The 16,577-nt window shown below is 42.0% G+C and carries 13 protein-coding genes; 12 read left to right on the top strand and 1 reads right to left on the bottom strand.

Annotated elements, in window-relative coordinates; translation table 11 throughout:
* Positions 1-68: 68 nt before the first annotated feature.
* The 12 genes from AC0VZ5_RS09725 to AC0VZ5_RS09670 all read left to right on the top strand — a co-directional run bounded on the left by AC0VZ5_RS09725 (position 69) and on the right by AC0VZ5_RS09670 (position 16,240).
* Complete coding sequence (locus AC0VZ5_RS09725; RefSeq protein WP_475472604.1) at positions 69-3,644, top strand: tape measure protein; 3,576 nt, start codon at positions 69-71, stop codon at positions 3,642-3,644.
* Positions 3,641-4,003: a hypothetical protein gene (locus AC0VZ5_RS09720; protein ID WP_198523379.1), complete on the top strand. Its 363-nt coding sequence runs from the start codon at positions 3,641-3,643 to the stop codon at positions 4,001-4,003. Before AC0VZ5_RS09725 ends, AC0VZ5_RS09720 begins: the two co-directional genes overlap by 4 nt.
* Before the next feature lie 10 nt (positions 4,004-4,013).
* Positions 4,014-6,125, top strand: coding sequence for a hypothetical protein (locus tag AC0VZ5_RS09715; RefSeq protein WP_475472602.1), 2,112 nt, complete (start codon positions 4,014-4,016; stop codon positions 6,123-6,125).
* A gap of 3 nt (positions 6,126-6,128) precedes the next feature.
* Positions 6,129-7,088 carry a hypothetical protein gene (locus tag AC0VZ5_RS09710; protein WP_475472601.1) on the top strand — a complete coding sequence of 320 codons (960 nt, stop codon included), beginning with the start codon at positions 6,129-6,131 and terminating at the stop codon, positions 7,086-7,088.
* Positions 7,088-7,408, top strand: a complete 321-nt coding sequence (locus AC0VZ5_RS09705; protein WP_475472599.1) for a hypothetical protein — start codon at positions 7,088-7,090, stop codon at positions 7,406-7,408. The genes AC0VZ5_RS09710 and AC0VZ5_RS09705 overlap by 1 nt, the downstream gene beginning before the upstream one ends.
* Positions 7,408-9,231 carry a hypothetical protein gene (locus AC0VZ5_RS09700; protein WP_475472597.1) on the top strand — a complete coding sequence of 608 codons (1,824 nt, stop codon included), beginning with the start codon at positions 7,408-7,410 and terminating at the stop codon, positions 9,229-9,231. The genes AC0VZ5_RS09705 and AC0VZ5_RS09700 overlap by 1 nt, the downstream gene beginning before the upstream one ends.
* Positions 9,224-9,448, top strand: a complete 225-nt coding sequence (locus AC0VZ5_RS09695; protein ID WP_427565207.1) for a hypothetical protein — start codon at positions 9,224-9,226, stop codon at positions 9,446-9,448. The genes AC0VZ5_RS09700 and AC0VZ5_RS09695 overlap by 8 nt, the downstream gene beginning before the upstream one ends.
* Before the next feature lie 708 nt (positions 9,449-10,156).
* The gene (locus AC0VZ5_RS09690; protein ID WP_475472595.1) at positions 10,157-11,536 is read left to right on the top strand and encodes an MATE family efflux transporter; all 1,380 of its coding nucleotides are present in this window, start codon (positions 10,157-10,159) and stop codon (positions 11,534-11,536) included.
* Positions 11,533-13,527 (top strand): excinuclease ABC subunit UvrB, encoded by a 1,995-nt coding sequence (gene uvrB, locus AC0VZ5_RS09685; RefSeq protein WP_075169026.1) that lies wholly within the window; start codon positions 11,533-11,535, stop codon positions 13,525-13,527. The genes AC0VZ5_RS09690 and uvrB overlap by 4 nt, the downstream gene beginning before the upstream one ends.
* Positions 13,528-14,457 carry a class I SAM-dependent methyltransferase gene (locus AC0VZ5_RS09680; RefSeq protein ID WP_109874453.1) on the top strand — a complete coding sequence of 310 codons (930 nt, stop codon included), beginning with the start codon at positions 13,528-13,530 and terminating at the stop codon, positions 14,455-14,457.
* Between the two features lie 8 nt (positions 14,458-14,465).
* Entirely contained in the window at positions 14,466-15,131 is a 666-nt protein-coding gene (locus AC0VZ5_RS09675; RefSeq protein ID WP_138607736.1) for a tRNA (adenine(22)-N(1))-methyltransferase TrmK, read from the top strand.
* Positions 15,132-15,226: 95 nt separating this feature from the next.
* Entirely contained in the window at positions 15,227-16,240 is a 1,014-nt protein-coding gene (locus tag AC0VZ5_RS09670; protein ID WP_138607738.1) for a hypothetical protein, read from the top strand.
* Between the two features lie 8 nt (positions 16,241-16,248).
* On the opposite strand, the gene AC0VZ5_RS09665 is transcribed toward AC0VZ5_RS09670, so the two are convergent.
* A complete protein-coding gene (locus AC0VZ5_RS09665) occupies positions 16,249-16,491 on the bottom strand; it encodes a hypothetical protein (protein ID WP_010388451.1) in 243 nt (80 codons plus the stop codon).
* Between the last annotated feature and the right edge of the window lie 86 nt (positions 16,492-16,577).

The following is a 16,577-nucleotide window of genomic DNA, read 5'->3' as shown; positions in this document are numbered from 1 at the left end:
GTATTTATAAAGGGGCATTGTTTGCCCCTTTATCCCCATTTAAACCTTGTTTAAACTGAGTTAACACCATGGCAGATAAAACCTTAGAATTAGCCCTACGCATAGTTGCTGAGGCCACAGGCAAGCAAAATATTGAGCAACTGGTAACAGAGCTTAAAAATATTGAGCAAAGCGCCGATGCTGCTAATCCTGCCGCTGATAAGCTCAGTGAGTCGTTAAACCAAACCGATACAAGTGCAAAACAAACCAGCCAAACAGCGGGTAAACTTGCCAACGAATTAGACGGATTAGCTAACCAAGCTGATCTAATACGTGCGTTTGAGCAGTCAAAGCAAAAATTAGAACAACAAGAAATTGCCACCGCAGCAGCTGCACGCGCATTAGAACAATTACAAACCGAAGCCAAAAACACCGATAAGCCATTTGTGCAACTTGCGCGCTCACTCGACGCCGCAGAAAAAGACCTAACACAAATGCGCACCGAGCTTACCCAGCAAACAAGTAAGCACACCGCACTACAAAATGCCCTTAAAAAGTCAGACGTAAACACCAATAACTTACGTGCCGCAAAGCGCGATTTAGCAGCTCAGTTTGATAAAACAGGCCGCTCAGTCGATAAGTTTAGCAATGAGCTACGCCAAGGCACTACAGCGCAACGTGCCCAAGCACAAAGCCTAGACGGTGTAATAGGCAAAGTTACCGCATTGGCCGCCGCGTATGTTGGCCTTGATCGAGTAGCCCAAGCAGTAAGCCAAGTATTTAGCACCGGTGATAAGTTTGAAAAGCTAGGCGTACAAATGCAGGGGCTTATGGGCAGCATTGCCGCAGGTGATAAAGCCACTGCATGGGTAAAAGACTTTACGTTAAAAACCCCGTTACAAATGGACGAAGTAAGCCAGGCGTTTGTAAAACTTAAAGCGTTTGGCCTTGATCCAATGGATGGCACCTTGCAGTCTATTACCGACCAAGCACTAAAGCTAGGCGGTGGGTTTCAAGAGGTACAAGGCGTAAGCCTTGCATTGGGCCAAGCCTGGGCAAAACAAAAATTACAAGGCGAGGAAATACTACAGCTGGTTGAACGTGGTATCCCAGTATGGGATTTACTGCAAAAATCAACAGGCAAAAACGTACAAGAATTACAGCAATTATCTACAGCAGGTAAGTTAGGCCGCGATGTAATTAAAGGCTTAATTGATGAAATGGGGCGTAGTAGCGTTGGTTCAGCAGCTGCGCAAATGGCGTTATTTAGCGGGCAAGTATCTAACGCTAAAGACAACATGGCCCAGTTTTATAACCTTATAGCGCAAAGTGGCGCTATGGAGTGGTTAAAAGGGCAAATAACCGCTCTTAATACCGAATTTGCAGCCATGGCGAAAGATGGCCGTTTAAAAGAATGGGCGCAGCAAATTAGTGACGCCATTGTAAGCACGGGTAAAGCAATACAAAACACCGTTACTACCATGTACGAATACCGCGAAGAAATAGCCACCGTAGCCAAAGTGTGGTTAGCCCTTAAAGTAGGCACCTATTTTAGTAGTGTGATCAGCGGCGCTACTACGGCCATTGCATCGCTAAGAACCTATCAAGCAGCCATAGGCGCTACCACCGTAGCCACTAATGCCGCAGGCATTGCAGCGGGTAAGTGGGGTATGGCCTTAAAAGCCGTGGGCAAAGCCGGCTTATACACCTGGTTAATTACCGAGTTAATAGACGTAGGTTTACTATACAAAGACTTACTAGTAGCAGAAGAAGCGCTGCGCAAATCTAAGCAGCAATCAGCCCAACAAGCCCAGTTACTTGCTGATGAGCTAAAGTATTTATCTAATTCTACCGGTTTAGTTATTACCAACATGACCGAGTTAGACGCGCTAATAGAAGCCGGCACACTTATTTGGGATGAGGCAAAACAGCAGTATATAAATGTTGAGTACCAGCAACAAAAGCTAGCCGAGGCCACCGCTAAAACCCTGGAAGCTGAAAAGCAACGCCAGGCGTTTTTAAGCTTATCGCTACCCGAAGCCCTTAAAACCATTGCGTCATTAGAGCAACAAGCAACAGCCATGGACGGTGTAACCGTTGGGGTTGATGGCTTTATTCAAAGTATTGAATCTGCCCGTGTGGCAATACAAGGCGCGGGTGAGCAGTACCAAGGCCAGTTGGCTATTTTAGATGCCCTACAAATTAAATTTGAAGAGCACGGCGCAATGCTTGAGCGTCAAAAGGTATTTGCTGGCGATGTTGAAAAAGCCTACAAAGAGCTTGGTTTAACATCAACCAAAGCCCTAGACGATACAGCTAATAAGCTGCGCGCTGCTTACGAGTTAATGCAGCAATCCGAGCAGCCGTTAGGCATACAACGCCAGGCATATTTAAAATGGGCAGAGGCTGCTATAGCTGCCGCAGATGCAACCGACCAAACCATACCCGCGAGCATTCAAGCCGCAGGAGCTGCATTGGGCCTAACTAAAGAGCTAGATAAGCTCATTGAAAAAGCTAATGCCCTTAAGCCTGTTACTGACACAAACAGCGACGCGGTTAATCGCTTTGCCCGGGAGCTTGATCAAACCCGTGCGGCAATCATTACTAATCAGCAAGTAATGGCAAGCAGCACGGCCACCGCAGAACAAAAAGCCCAAGCCCAAGCCGCGCTTACTATTCAGCAGCAACGCTTAACCGACCAAACCACCGACTTAAACCGTGTTCAGCAGTTAGAACTGGCAAGCCTAGGACAATTACAAGCAGAGCACAGCCGGCTAACGGATGAATTAGCCCGCTTAAACGATCGTTACTCAGCAGGTACGTTAACAGCCCAAGAATACAACTATCAAAAAGAGCGTTTGGGCGATGTATTAGCCGTTGTAAATAACTTATTGGGCGATTTTAAAGGCGCTCAAGATGCGGCTACAGCATCTACCCGCGCAGCTACGCAAGCCACTAACGACCAAGTAAAAGCCAACGAGTTTGCAACTAAAAGCCTACGTGAGCAGCGCGACGAGTTAGACCGTGTATCACGTTCAGCAAGCACAGCCGCTACTAGTGTAGGGCGTTATAACTCAGCACAGCGAGCCAGTGTAAGCGATGTTGTTGACTACCAAGAAAAAAATGGCACAGGCGCATACGACCTAGACACCAAGGCCATACGTGACGAAAAAGCGAAACGTGCTAATGAGGGTTTTTCTAATAGCCAGTTTGGTAAATTTAGCAGCCAAATCGATAACGCCAGCACCAGCGCCGCCCTTAGCGATTTATACAATAAAATTAATAAGCAGCTTACGTATTTAACACGTGAGCAAAAAAGCACATTAAATGCGGCCATTAACGCACAGCGAAACGCGCTAAAAGCGCAACAAACAGCTCAAAAAGCGGTGCAGCAATATGTACCACCAACGTACAGCAGCACTCCAAGCTATTCGCCAGCGAGCAATAACGCGCCTAGTTACAGCCCCTCTAACACTCAGTTAAACAGCCTTACTAACGCTATTAACCAGCTTGTTGCGCTACTTAAAAAGCAGCAACCAAGTACGAGTAACGCTAAAACAGTACGCTTAGAGCTTGCTTTACCAGGTGGGCAAACAGCCAGTATTTTAGCCGATTTTGAAGAGCAGTTTTTACAACGCCTAGAACAGTTGAGTAACACCCAATGATTATTATTAACGCACAGCAATTAGATAATTTTACATGGCTTGATGAAATCGACTACATACCCGTTGCCGAGCAGGCCGAGCGCGCATTAAATGGCGCGCAGCACATAGAAAAAACCCTTATACCACTAGGCCGCCCAATTAATTTATACAGCGATTTTGAACAGGCAAGCGTAGTTAATCCATTACTTGAGCATGCAAAAACCACGCTTGATGCCTTTGAAATAACTATACGCGGCACGGTATTTAATGTTGTTTGGGACCACACCCAAAAAGCAGTAGAAGCCACGCCACATACTTACTTTTCAGACGCAGCACCAACCCATTACCAAAACGTAAACCTACGTTTAAAAACCGTTTAAAGGCCAAATAATGCTTAGAACCGATTTAAAAATATTTAAACCACAGCGCATTGGTAACGAGCTATACGCTGGCGGCCACCGCACAAGCAATGCAATTGTGAGCGGTAAACTTAACGATGTGTTTAGCTCAATTAGTGATATTGATCATGCGCGTTCATCGTTTGATTTAGTAAAGCTGTACCCAGCGCTTAGCACAGACGATGCAAGCCGCCTGCAAGATGCGCATATATTCTTAAGTGACCAACCAGACGATGCACTTGTAAACGTACTGCTAGTAGAAGCACAAGAGCTAAAAGACACTGACACCGTAGCCGAAATGCTGCCTTTACTTTCAGCAGAAACAACCAAATACCACGGCACGAGCTTATTAACCGCCCAAGTTGCTGCGCAAGGCCAATCACTTACCGTTGAGTCGGTTAGTCGCTCGTTAACGCCAAGTATTAAAACTGTTAGCTCTAAAATTGGCCTGCGCCCTCAAGCCGAAGAGTTAGCCATTTACAGAACAAAGCGACTTTTAAGCTATGGCAAAATATCAGAAGTGAATATTGAGGTGCCCGATTTACTCATTCGAAGCCCTAATTTTTATGCTGAATATCAGTATGAAGCCTATATCGGGCAGGGTTCAATGGGTGGTACTAGGCTTGCAACATTAACTAAAAAGCTTACCCAAGAAGAGTTAACCCGTGTGGGTAATTCAATATCAGCCACGCTTAACCCAGCTGTCACAAAAGACCAGTATTTTACGCTTTTTTATATGTCTACTCAGGATTTACGTTTTCACTCATTTACGAATAGCCAAACCATTACGCTAGGCGCGGGTGAGCGAGTGTTAAAAGGCCATGTACGCCTTAAAAAAGCCACAGAAGAAACCATATACACAGATGACGGCCAAGGGCGCTTTATTTCAGCCGGATACGTTTTTGCGACCATTGACTATGACACAGGCGTTATTACTGAAATTGACCCTGTAGATTACAGCGGTACCATTACCGAAAACCTAGGCGCTATTATAGAAAAAGGCGATCGTACAATCAGCGTTAAACAGTGGCAGCTACCCGACAGCAGCTTTGCGCGTGACTCGCTTTATATCACTTACGAGAGTGCAACCGGCACTACGTTCTCAGCCTCAAGCGATTTAAGCGGCAATATTACCGGCACTAATTGCACCGGCACAGTAAGCGAAACGGGCTATGTTGATATTGAGTTTAGCCAAGGGGTAAAGCCAGCATCTATTACTTACGACTACAACCAAGTGGAAGTAACCACCGTACCCTCACCACCAGGCGGCTTTGATACCTCAACGCTACCAAATAACGGTAATGTGCGTATTTTCCACGAATTTACACCGGTGAGTGTGCAAAACCGTTCACGGTCAAGCGCAGCAACACTAACGAGCGGCCAAGTATTAAACGTATTAGCCGATGCTGACTTTATCGACATTGTAGATAGCACAGGTGCAAGCCTTTGGTCTGTAACCGATGATAACTACAGCTACGATAGTGCCACAGGCGAGCTAACAATAAATGCAGGCATTAGCGCTTTTACAGCCCCGTACATAGTAACGGCCATTCAGTCAGAGCTTGCATTGATTGACGCAATACAAGGCAATCAAATAAGCCTGTTAACACCACTTAGCCGCGCTTATCCAGCTGGTGCAACACTCAGCAGCGTACAAGTTTTAGGTGACTTTCAAGCCCAAACAAAAGACGAGCGAACACTAGCTGCATGGCAAAATAACTTTGCTGATTTTGGCGCATCGGCTTCAAGCGCAATTAACACCACTCAATACCCAATTGAAGTGACAAACATCGGTGTAATAGCCCAGCGCTGGGCAATCGTGTTTACCTCAACGACCGCTTACAACGTTATTGGTGAGTTTGTAGGCAACATTTACAGCGGTGACATTCTAAACGACTGCACACCTATCAATAGCTTTGCAGGCGCACCGTATTTCATATTACGCAAAGCTGCGTTTGGTGCGGGCCTAAACCCTGGTGAGGCGTTTTTATTTGAAACCATAGCAGCAAGTAAACCAACAATGGTTACACGCTCAGTATCACCCGGGCACTCTGAAATAGTGCGTGACAATTCAACTTTAAGTTTTCGTGGAAATAAGGATTAAATTATGGCTTTACCAGTAACAATGTATCGTTGGGATGATGTAGGCGCGCCGCAAATAGTGGACGGCAAACCAAGCGAGTACATGAACGTGCTTAAAAAGTGTTTAGTAGATGGTTATGGCTCTAAGGAATCGCTAGGTTGGACTGTGGTTGATGATATTGCATCCCCGCCGTTTTTATCATTAAGAAATAACATCTCACTTGGCGGTAGTGGTGGGGTTGCTGTTTTTAGTGCTTTAGATGATGTAGGAGGAACTAATATAAAAGTATTTGGTTGCCAAGACTACGCAAGCAAAGATAGCCAATCGCGTAAAAGTTATTATTTTCCAATATCAAGATATAGCACAGGTCAATACTTAAATAATAAATGGTTCATCATTGGAACAGGGAATTCCTTTTACTTTTTTGCTTTCAATGATTATGTGTATAACTCATCGAGAAATAGAACAGCAACCAATATTTGTTGCTCTTTCTTTATGGGGGATTTTAACTCTATATACCCAAATGATCCTGCAAGTTTTACAGCGTTCTCAGGAGCTAAAAACACACTTACATCTAACTGGACGCAATCACTTTTTTATGCTTTTGGTGAGTCTACATCTTCAAACATAATGCTTGTTAACCAGTTAGATGGAGCTGATGTTAGTCACCCTGCATCGTTAAAAAGCGTATTTGGTAATGAAAATTATGTAAGGAAATTAATTAATGGCCCCGCAGATATAAGTGTACTTTCCCCACACTATATATTAATGGGAGATGGCAGTTTGGCTAACTCTTCTATTTATCAAAACAAAGAATCACCTTATGCAAGAGCAGTTTTACCGGGCCTATTCTCAGCAGACGCGGCCGGTTATGACGATGAGTCAATGCCTGTTGTTAAAAATATAGATGGGGTTTCTTACTATTTAATTCCTTCAGCAAATAGTTATACAGGTTGCTGTTGGATAAACTTGGAGCAATGGTAATGCACTATGTAACGGTTAATTATCTTGATTTAAAGCCTATTCCAATTTCATTTTTACTCGCTGATTGCGACCCAAAAAGCGAAAGGTTTCAAATTTTACACCGAGAAACAGGCCAGCTATTACGTCATTCAAGAGTATTAAATAACAATTTTAAAGCAATATTACCTCTTAAATACTCACAAGAAAATTCATTAATGTGTGTAATGCTAGATGATAATGCAGAATTTAACGCTGCTATTTTGGATAATGTAAAACCAATGCTAGTTGATCTAGTGACATTTGATCCAAATAACCCGCAACCATACGAGCCAATACCCTAATGTTGAACTTACGTTTTATTAGCCCATACAAAGTTAATAAATCACCAATTCAACTTAGCTATCAACCAGACACGCCAAGTAATGCTTTATTAATGCGATTTAATAAAGCATATGCCGTGAACGTGTCACCGATAACCATTCGTTTTGGTGATGATACGGGGCCAGTTGATCCTACATTACCAATACTGCAAGCAAACATAGGTATTGAAGTAGATTCAAACTGGTTTAATGAACAACTATTCAATTGTGCCACAACTCTTAAATGGCAAACCGGTAGTGTTAAAAATGAGTTTGTAACAGCGTTTAAACAGTCTGAAATCATAAATGAGCAAAGCACTATTGATTGGCACAAAACTGCACTAGTGGCAGCAAATACCGCGATTAAATGGGGTAATGCAGGCTATGTTATAAACGTTATTCAAACGCCCTACATTATTACAATGGCAATTGAATATAACGAAAAGGATTTTAACTGGTTAACTCAATTAGACGCTGAGCAAACCGAGCTTAAAGCGCATTGGCACAGCTCAGAGCTTTTAACCACATCACGTGATCAGCATTGGCATGTAAAGCCTATTTTAGAGTCAAGTGAGCTGGTAATACATTATGGTGAAACAGATAAACAATACATTTGTTACTGGCGAAATCACCCGTTTAAGGGCTATGTAAATTTAGAGTTTTCAGAGCCTGCACAATTGTACAATGGCCGCTTAGTTATGCGTTTTAACAACCCCGATAAAGTGTGTTACTGGGGCTTACCCGGTGGCTTAGTTCGTGGTGATGACGATGTACCAACCATAGATAGAAAAATACCCATTGAACCCCAGATTAGGAATACATACATTATGCAGCCAACTATCGATTGTGTGCGTGTATCAGACGACTTAAAAATACTAATTAGCAGCGTTAGTTATTCTATTTCACGCGGTCAATTTAGCGCCACATGTAACATTAAATTCTGTTCGCGTATCGACTTTGATCGTGCCCTGGGCCAAGAGCTTAAAATCTCAATAAATGGCTACGACTTTTATGTAATTTGCGAGCAGCCAAGCACCAGTAATAGCTTTGCAAATGCAAGTTATAGCGCAACCTGCCGTAGTCGTTTTGCCTTGTTGTCAGCGCCATACGCCCGCGCTACTAATTACGCTAACCCAACGGCTAAAACACTTGCGGGGATCATGTCTGATATTTTAATAAATACAGGTTGGTCACTCGACAATCAAATGATTGATTACGCAATACCAACAGGGGCATTTAGCTATACAAATTTAACCCCAGCGGCAGCATTATTAAGCGTGGCTAAATCGGTAGGTGCAATGCTTGATATAGATAACGCAAACAAAACGGTATCTATTGTGCCGCTTTGGCCTGTAATGCCATGGGACACCGACAACGCTATTTGTGATGTAATACTAAACGACTCAATCATACTTGAGCACAATACAAGCCAAACCATTAACCAAGAGCATAACGCAGTATTTGTAAGGGGCGAGCAGCAAGGCGTAGCCTGTAAAATAAAGCGTGCAGGTACGCTAGGCGATAAGTTTGCAAGTGATGTGGTAGACAGCCTCATAACAGATAACCAAGCAGCAAGGCAGCGCGGCACGTGTGAATTAGCAAACAGTGGTAATAAGCAGCAAGCGACAATGCGCACTAAAATAAAAGCTGACTTGCCACCCATTCGCCCAGGCATGTTAGTAGGTGTTACCTATAGCAACTCTACATATAAAGCTACCTGCGACAGCCTAACCATAAACGCCTCTATTAACGCGCAAGGCGCTATAACGGTAAGCCAAACTATTAAGGTGATCAGCAATGTCTAATACACTAAATCGCCTAGGCTCAGTACTCGATAAAACACACCGGACAATAGCAACCATAGTCACAGTCAACCCAAACGGTACCACACTCGTTGAGTATAGTGATAGCAGTCAAAGTGTAGTATTAGGCGATAGCGTTCAAGAGGGAGCCGTATATGTTGAAAATGGACGTGTTGTTGGTTCTGCTCCAACATTACCTTTCACAGAGATTGAAGTTTAAACACTATTTAAAAACTGTTTAAAGCTCTTAATTCAATTTTATTTTAAATGGATTGATTGCTTATTGAACAACTTATTTAAATTAGCTTACCCAGTATAACCCGCGCGGCTTACGTGGGTAATTTACATTTACCCAACTAAACCCGTGCTATTACCCATTTTTGCTCGGCGGCTACACGTTACAATTCCATTTAACGTTGTTTGCTTATTGATAACGTAAAAAAATCACAGCACCTTTAAATTTGCACCGCGTTGTAGCCCTTTATAAACGTGGGGTTGAATGAGTTATCCACGGTTTCTGTGGATAACTCTGTTTATTAAACTTTAAGAACATCAGCACCCCCAGCGTTGTAGGGCGCTACAACGATTTCAAGTATTAAAAAGCTTTTTTTTTATGTTTTTAAAAACAAAGACTTATGATTCAGCTTAGATAGCCACCTAAACGATAAATAAAATTTTTCGTGACGATAAAGCATTATCGCTAACTGTGTAATAAATCAGCAAAACCTAAAAGCTAAATGTTGCAAAAGTTATATAAATGTATTTAATTTGGTTTTTAATGTGTTTGTGCGAAATTTATTTACAACAGCATGAAAATAATAGTTTATTGATAAAAAGCGGATTAAATGGTTTAGGTTTAATAAAGCATGGCTTGAACAGCTCGGATGCTTTAAAATATGCCGTTCAGTAAAAGAGGCTTATTTATTTTATGCGCGCACATTCTCAATCACATACTCGCCCTGATTTACTCACCGCTCCAATCTTGCCTACGCTAAAGAAAATGACCGTTCCAATGATTTTTGGGATGATAACCTTAATGATGTTCAACATAGTTGATACTTTTTTTATTAGCTTATTGGGTACAGAGCCGCTTGCCGCGGTGAGTTTTACATTTCCCGTTACTTTTACTGTAATCAGTTTAGCAATTGGTTTAGGTATAGGTACTTCTGCGGTTATTGCAAAAGCATTAGGCAGTAACAATATAGAAGAAGCGCGTTTTGATGCCAGTGTGTCGTTGTTGGTAGCGGTAATATTAGTATTGGTTTTATCTGCTTGTGGCTATTTATTGATAGATCCTATATTTACCTTGCTTGGGGCAGGGGAGCAAGTACTCCCGTTAATTCATCAGTATATTAGTATTTGGTTTTTGGGTAGTGTGTTTTTAATTACCCCCATGATTGGAAACTCAGTACTGCGTGCGAGTGGTGATACTAAAACACCAAGCATTATTATGGGCGGAGCTGGGCTTATTAATGCCGTACTCGATCCGATGCTTATTTTTGGCTTTGGTCCTATTCCCGCATTAGGTATTAAAGGGGCCGCTATTGCCAGTGTTATAGCTTGGGCAGTTGCAGTGGCGATTATTTTATACATATTAATTTTTAAAAAGCAGTTGCTTAGTTTAAAAACGGGCAAACAAACTATTGTTGGTGCAATTCGTAAAATTTTAAAAATTGGTTTGCCGGCAGCGGGGGCTAACATGCTCACCCCTGTTGCTATGGCGGTAATGACCGCATTGGTTGCTCATCATGGCCCCGAAGCTGTGGCAGCTTTTGGGGTAGGGAGTCGAATAGAATCAATAGCGAGTTTAGTGGTATTAGCTTTGTCGATGACCTTACCACCTTTTATTAGCCAAAATTTTGGGGCAAGTCATTTTTCTCGCGTAAAAGATGCCTATCTAGGTACGCTCAAGTTTGTAATGTTGTGGCAGTTTGTTATTTATATTGTATTAATTATTTTTTCAGGCGTCATTAGTGAAATATTTGGTAAAGAGCAAGCGGTTGTTGATGTCATCAAGCTGTTTATTTATACCATTCCTTTAAGTTATGGCTTGCAAGGAGTGACCATTTTATCAAACTCCTCGTTTAACGCTTTACACAAACCCATGAACGCCTTAGTTTTGAGCGTTATTCGATTGTTTGTTTTTTATATTCCCTTTGCGTATATCGGAAACGAACTCGCAGGCTTAATCGGCTTGTTTATTGGCGCGGCCATTGGTAATTTATTCACAGCCCTTGTAGCCTACAAGTGGTTTATGAAAGAAATTGAAGCGTTAAGCAGTCAAGCATTACAGGAGTGTAGTCATTGAGCGATCATTTTCAGTTAGTATCAAAATTTAAACCCGCAGGGGATCAGCCAACCGCTATTGCTCAGTTGTGTGAAGGCTTAGAGGCCGGACTGGCCCAGCAAACCTTATTAGGCGCAACGGGAACCGGTAAAACGTTCACTATGGCTAACATTATTAGTGATTTAAACCGGCCAACTATTATTATGGCGCATAATAAAACCTTAGCGGCTCAGTTGTATGGCGAAATGAAAGAATTTTTTCCACACAATGCGGTTGAATACTTTGTATCTTACTACGATTACTACCAACCTGAAGCCTATGTGGTAGCCAGCGACACCTTTATCGAAAAAGACGCATCTATTAATGAGCATATAGAGCAAATGCGACTCAGTGCCACCAAAGCGCTTTTAGAGCGACGCGATACCATTATTGTTGCCTCTGTATCGGCAATTTATGGTTTGGGCGATCCTGACTCATACATGAAAATGATGCTGCTTTTAAAAGTGGGTGAAAAGGTCGACCAACGTGACATGCTGCGCCGTCTTGCAGAGCTACAATATACGCGAAACGATATTGATTTTAGTCGCGGTACATACCGCGTTCGTGGTGAAGTAGTTGATATATTTCCAGCTGAATCAGACACCTATGCAGTGCGTGTAGAAATGTTTGATGACGAAGTTGAACGCTTAAGTATTTTTGACCCATTAACCGGTGCGGTAGAAAAACACATAGTGCGTGCCACTATTTATCCTAAAACTCACTATGTAACGCCACGAGAAAAAATTCTCGAAGCCATAGAAAAAATTAAAACCGAACTCAAAGAGCGCAGAGCACAATTGCTCAGCGCAAATAAGTTAGTAGAAGAGCAACGCATAGCTCAGCGTACCCAATACGATATAGAAATGATGACCGAGCTTGGTTATTGCTCTGGTATTGAAAACTACAGCCGTTATTTATCGGGGCGTACACCTGGCGATCCACCGCCAACATTACTGGACTATTTACCCGACGATGCATTAATGATTATTGATGAATCGCACGTAACCGTCTCGCAAATTGGTGCCATGTATAAAGGTGATAGAAGCCGTAAAGAAAACCTCGTTGAATATGGTTTTAGAATGCCCTCAGCTATGGATAACAGGCCACTGCGTTTTGAAGAGTTTGAGGCCATTGCACCACAAACCATTTATGTATCGGCCACCCCGGGCGACTTTGAATTAGAGCGCAGCAACGGCGAAGTTGCAGAGCAGGTTATTCGTCCAACCGGCTTACTTGACCCTGTTATTGAAGTGCGCCCGGTAGGCGATCAGGTTGATGATTTACTCTCAGAAATTTACAAATGTGTTGAAGCAAAAGAGCGAGTGCTGGTAACCACGCTTACCAAACGTATGGCTGAGGATTTGACCGACTACCTGAGTGAGCATAATGTAAAAGTACGTTATTTACACTCTGACATTGATACGGTAGAGCGGGTAGAAATTATTCGTGATTTACGTGCCGGTGTATTTGATGTGTTAGTAGGCATTAACTTACTACGTGAAGGCTTAGATATGCCAGAAGTTGCACTAGTGGCTATTTTAGATGCCGATAAAGAAGGCTTTTTACGTTCAGCACGCTCACTTATTCAAACAATAGGCCGTGCGGCGCGCCACCTTGACGGTCGCGCTATTTTATACGGTGACAGAGTGACTAAATCGATGGCCAAAGCCATTGAAGAAACTGACCGACGTCGAGAAATACAACACGCTTATAATGTTAAGCACGGTATTGAGCCCAGTGCCTTGGTTAAAAAGATACTTGATGTAATGGATGTAGGTGAAGATGCCTCACCGCAAGACAATCTACAGCTTATTCGTAAAGACTCTAAAAAAATCCTCAGTGCTAAAGAAATTGCAACGCAAATTAAGCAGTTAGAAACCAAAATGCATGCGTATGCCAGTGATTTAGAATTTGAAAAAGCCGCCTCAGTGCGCGACGAAATACATGAACTACAACAACAGTTGATTAATTAAATGACAACCGATTTTACTCCCCTTATAAATGCTTTGGCAGACACGCCTTTTTCCGATAATGAGCTTTGCCGCGTTTTTCATGGGCGTGGCCACAGTGTGGAAGCGCTTAGTCATATTAACTTAGACTTTTACCCACCAAGTTTGTTTTTGGTGTCATACAGTGAAATTGACGAGGAAACACTCGCTGCACTCACCGATACGTTATGGCAATGGGCACAACAACATCATCCAGAGTTAATTACTGCATTGGTGTATCAGCAGCGAGCTGGGCTGCAAAGCCATAACACCCTTGTTCACGGTCAACTGCCAGTTCGTCATAGCGTAGCCGAAAATGGGGTGCGTTTTTTGGTTGATTTAATGAGTAAGCAAAACACCGGTATTTTTCCTGATATGCGAAAAGGCCGTGAGTTTGTCATGCAAAATAGTAAGCACGCCAAAGTACTTAATTTGTTTTCTTATACCTGTGGCTTTTCGGTTGCGGCTATGCACGGCGGCGCAGACCATGTGATGAACATGGATATGAGCAAAGGTGTGTTAAAAGTGGGTAAGCAAAACCACCAACTCAATAATGTCGATCGTGGGGTCAGTTTTTTACCGCACGATATTTTAAAGTCGTTTGGTAAGCTAAAAAAAGCCGCACCGTTTGATTTGATTATTGTTGATCCGCCCAGTTTTCAAAAAGGCAGTTTTATCTTAACCAAAGACTATCAAAAAGTGCTGCGCAGACTTCCTGAGCTTTTAAACGATACTACACAGCTATTGTTATGCGCTAATAGCCCTGAGCTTACAGAAAACGATTTTAAAGCACTTATTGAAGAGCATACTCAAGGTGCTATTGAGTTTGTTAAACGCCTAGAACCTACTGATCGCTTTATTGAAATTGATAGCGATAAAAGCTTAAAAGCATTGGTGTACAAAACAAAAACATAGTGAGTTAAATGAAACTGAGTAAACGTTTAAACGCCATCAATTCGTTAATTACACAGTCTTACGATATTGTTTGGGATTGTTGTTGCGATCATGGCTTTTTAGGTATGGCATTACTTGAGCGCGGCATAGCCAAACAAATAAACTTTGTTGATATTATTCCAGAGTTAATGGAAGCGCTTGAGCAGTCGCTACAACAATTTGAGCAAGGAAAGTCTTTGCCTTCATGGCAAGTGCACTGCGAAGATGTTGCTCAAATTAAACTGCCAACAGGTGCTAAGCAAGTAATTGTTATTGCTGGGGTAGGGGGCGATTTATGTTTAAAGCTAATTCAGCAAATTATTGCTAATAACCCACAAAGCCTTAAACAACTTAGTTTTATTATTTGCCCTATTATGCACCTTTATAAGGTACGTGCGGGTTTACAGGCGTGTAATTTGCAGCTCGAAAGCGAGCAAATTATTGTTGAAAATAAGCGTTTTTACGAAGTGTTACAAGTCAGCTTTAATGCCACGGGCACTATCACTAAAACGGGAGCTCATATGTGGGATACACATAACCCTCAACATCATCAATATCAGCAACAATTGCTTGACCATTATACTCGAATGCTCAATAAAGATAGACTTTACTATCAAAAAGTTATAACAGAGTATCAACACGTATTTGAACGCTAAATACTGACAAAAAGTGTGATCGTTTTTTATGATTAACTTCGTAAAGTGCTTCATAGTTAATATCTTGCCGCTGGGCAGATTTATTTGGTTTATATATGTCAGATAACAACATAAAAATTGAGTCATTATTAGGTGATGGGCAAAAATGGCAACACAGCTACGAGCAACCCATTTCGTATGCGCCACTAGTGCAACTGGCTAATAAAAATTGGATTGTTCCGCAGCATTTTTTGCGTTACAAGCATACACTGGCCAGTGTTAATGAAGTGCTTAACGACATTAGTTTTTCCAACCACTTCAGCGTGTTAGCAGCTGAAAAAAACAGTGATGTTTATTTGCAAGTAGCAGTACTTAGTCCCGACAATTATCGCGCTGATAATAAAGCAAAAAAACTATTGTTTGGTCGCCGTTGGCCAGTAGAGCAGAACCTGCCTACCTCGGAGCTTATTCAAACTGCATTTTTAGCGTTAAAAGTGGCGCGTGAGCATGAGGTAAGAGAGCTTTTTCAGCTGCAACACCAAGGCGCAACTAGTACGCCATTTAATAATCATCATGACTTACCCGTTATGGCACAAAATCCCGAGCTTGTTAAAAGTACATCGTTTAAAAATATTTCATTGAACGAGCTGATAGAGCGCCTTGTGTTTGCGGATAACCAAATAGAGCTAATTAACTGCCAAGCTATAATCACCGGTGAACAGGTGTATACGGTTCAACTTCATTGCGATAGTTGCCAGCTGAGTGAGTTTAATAACAAAACTTTGTCATTCTTAGCACCGGATACAACAACAAATAGCTTTTTACATAGTTTTATTGCCGCATTGGTTGCTATAAGCAATGATTATGTGAGCGAGCATTTTAAATACCAAGGTTTTGCACGTTTTAGTAAGCATGTACAGGCGGAGCAAATAGGCGAGTTAAGTGTTTCTATGCGTTCGCCAAGTTCAGTTAGTTTGTGCTCAATGGGTAAACAAGAGGCGAATCAGTTAAATTTTGAAATAGACAGTGGCAGAGCACCGCAAGGGTGTGGTCAAGCAATTGGTGGTTTTTTAGCTGCCCATGGCATTGAGCAGCCTGAAAACGCACATTTATACCCAAATTACTTGTAACGTATACATTAAAGTTTGTTTATTTCTTGTTTTACGTTATAGCTTGAGTCGGTAACAATGGCTTCAAGTGTTTGTACTCGTTGTTTAAGTTCACTCACTTGAGCGGTTACCTCAGCTAGTTGTTTGTGTGCGTCTTGATTGTTGTCCTGTACTTTATGTTTAAATTCAAGGTGCTTTTTATACATATCGTAAATAACTCCCGAACCTACAGAAATAAGTACAATGAGAACTATCATTGTTGTGCCAGACATAATTACTTCCTTTAACTTTTATTTAAGCTTAAATTATAACCATAATTAAGCGCTCATAAAGCTAATTAATTGTAACTTTATTTGTA

This window comes from Pseudoalteromonas sp. QJM3NY_12, from assembly GCF_056173165.1.
Note: the sequence above shows the minus strand (reverse complement) of the source record. Positions and strands in the feature narration are given on the sequence as shown.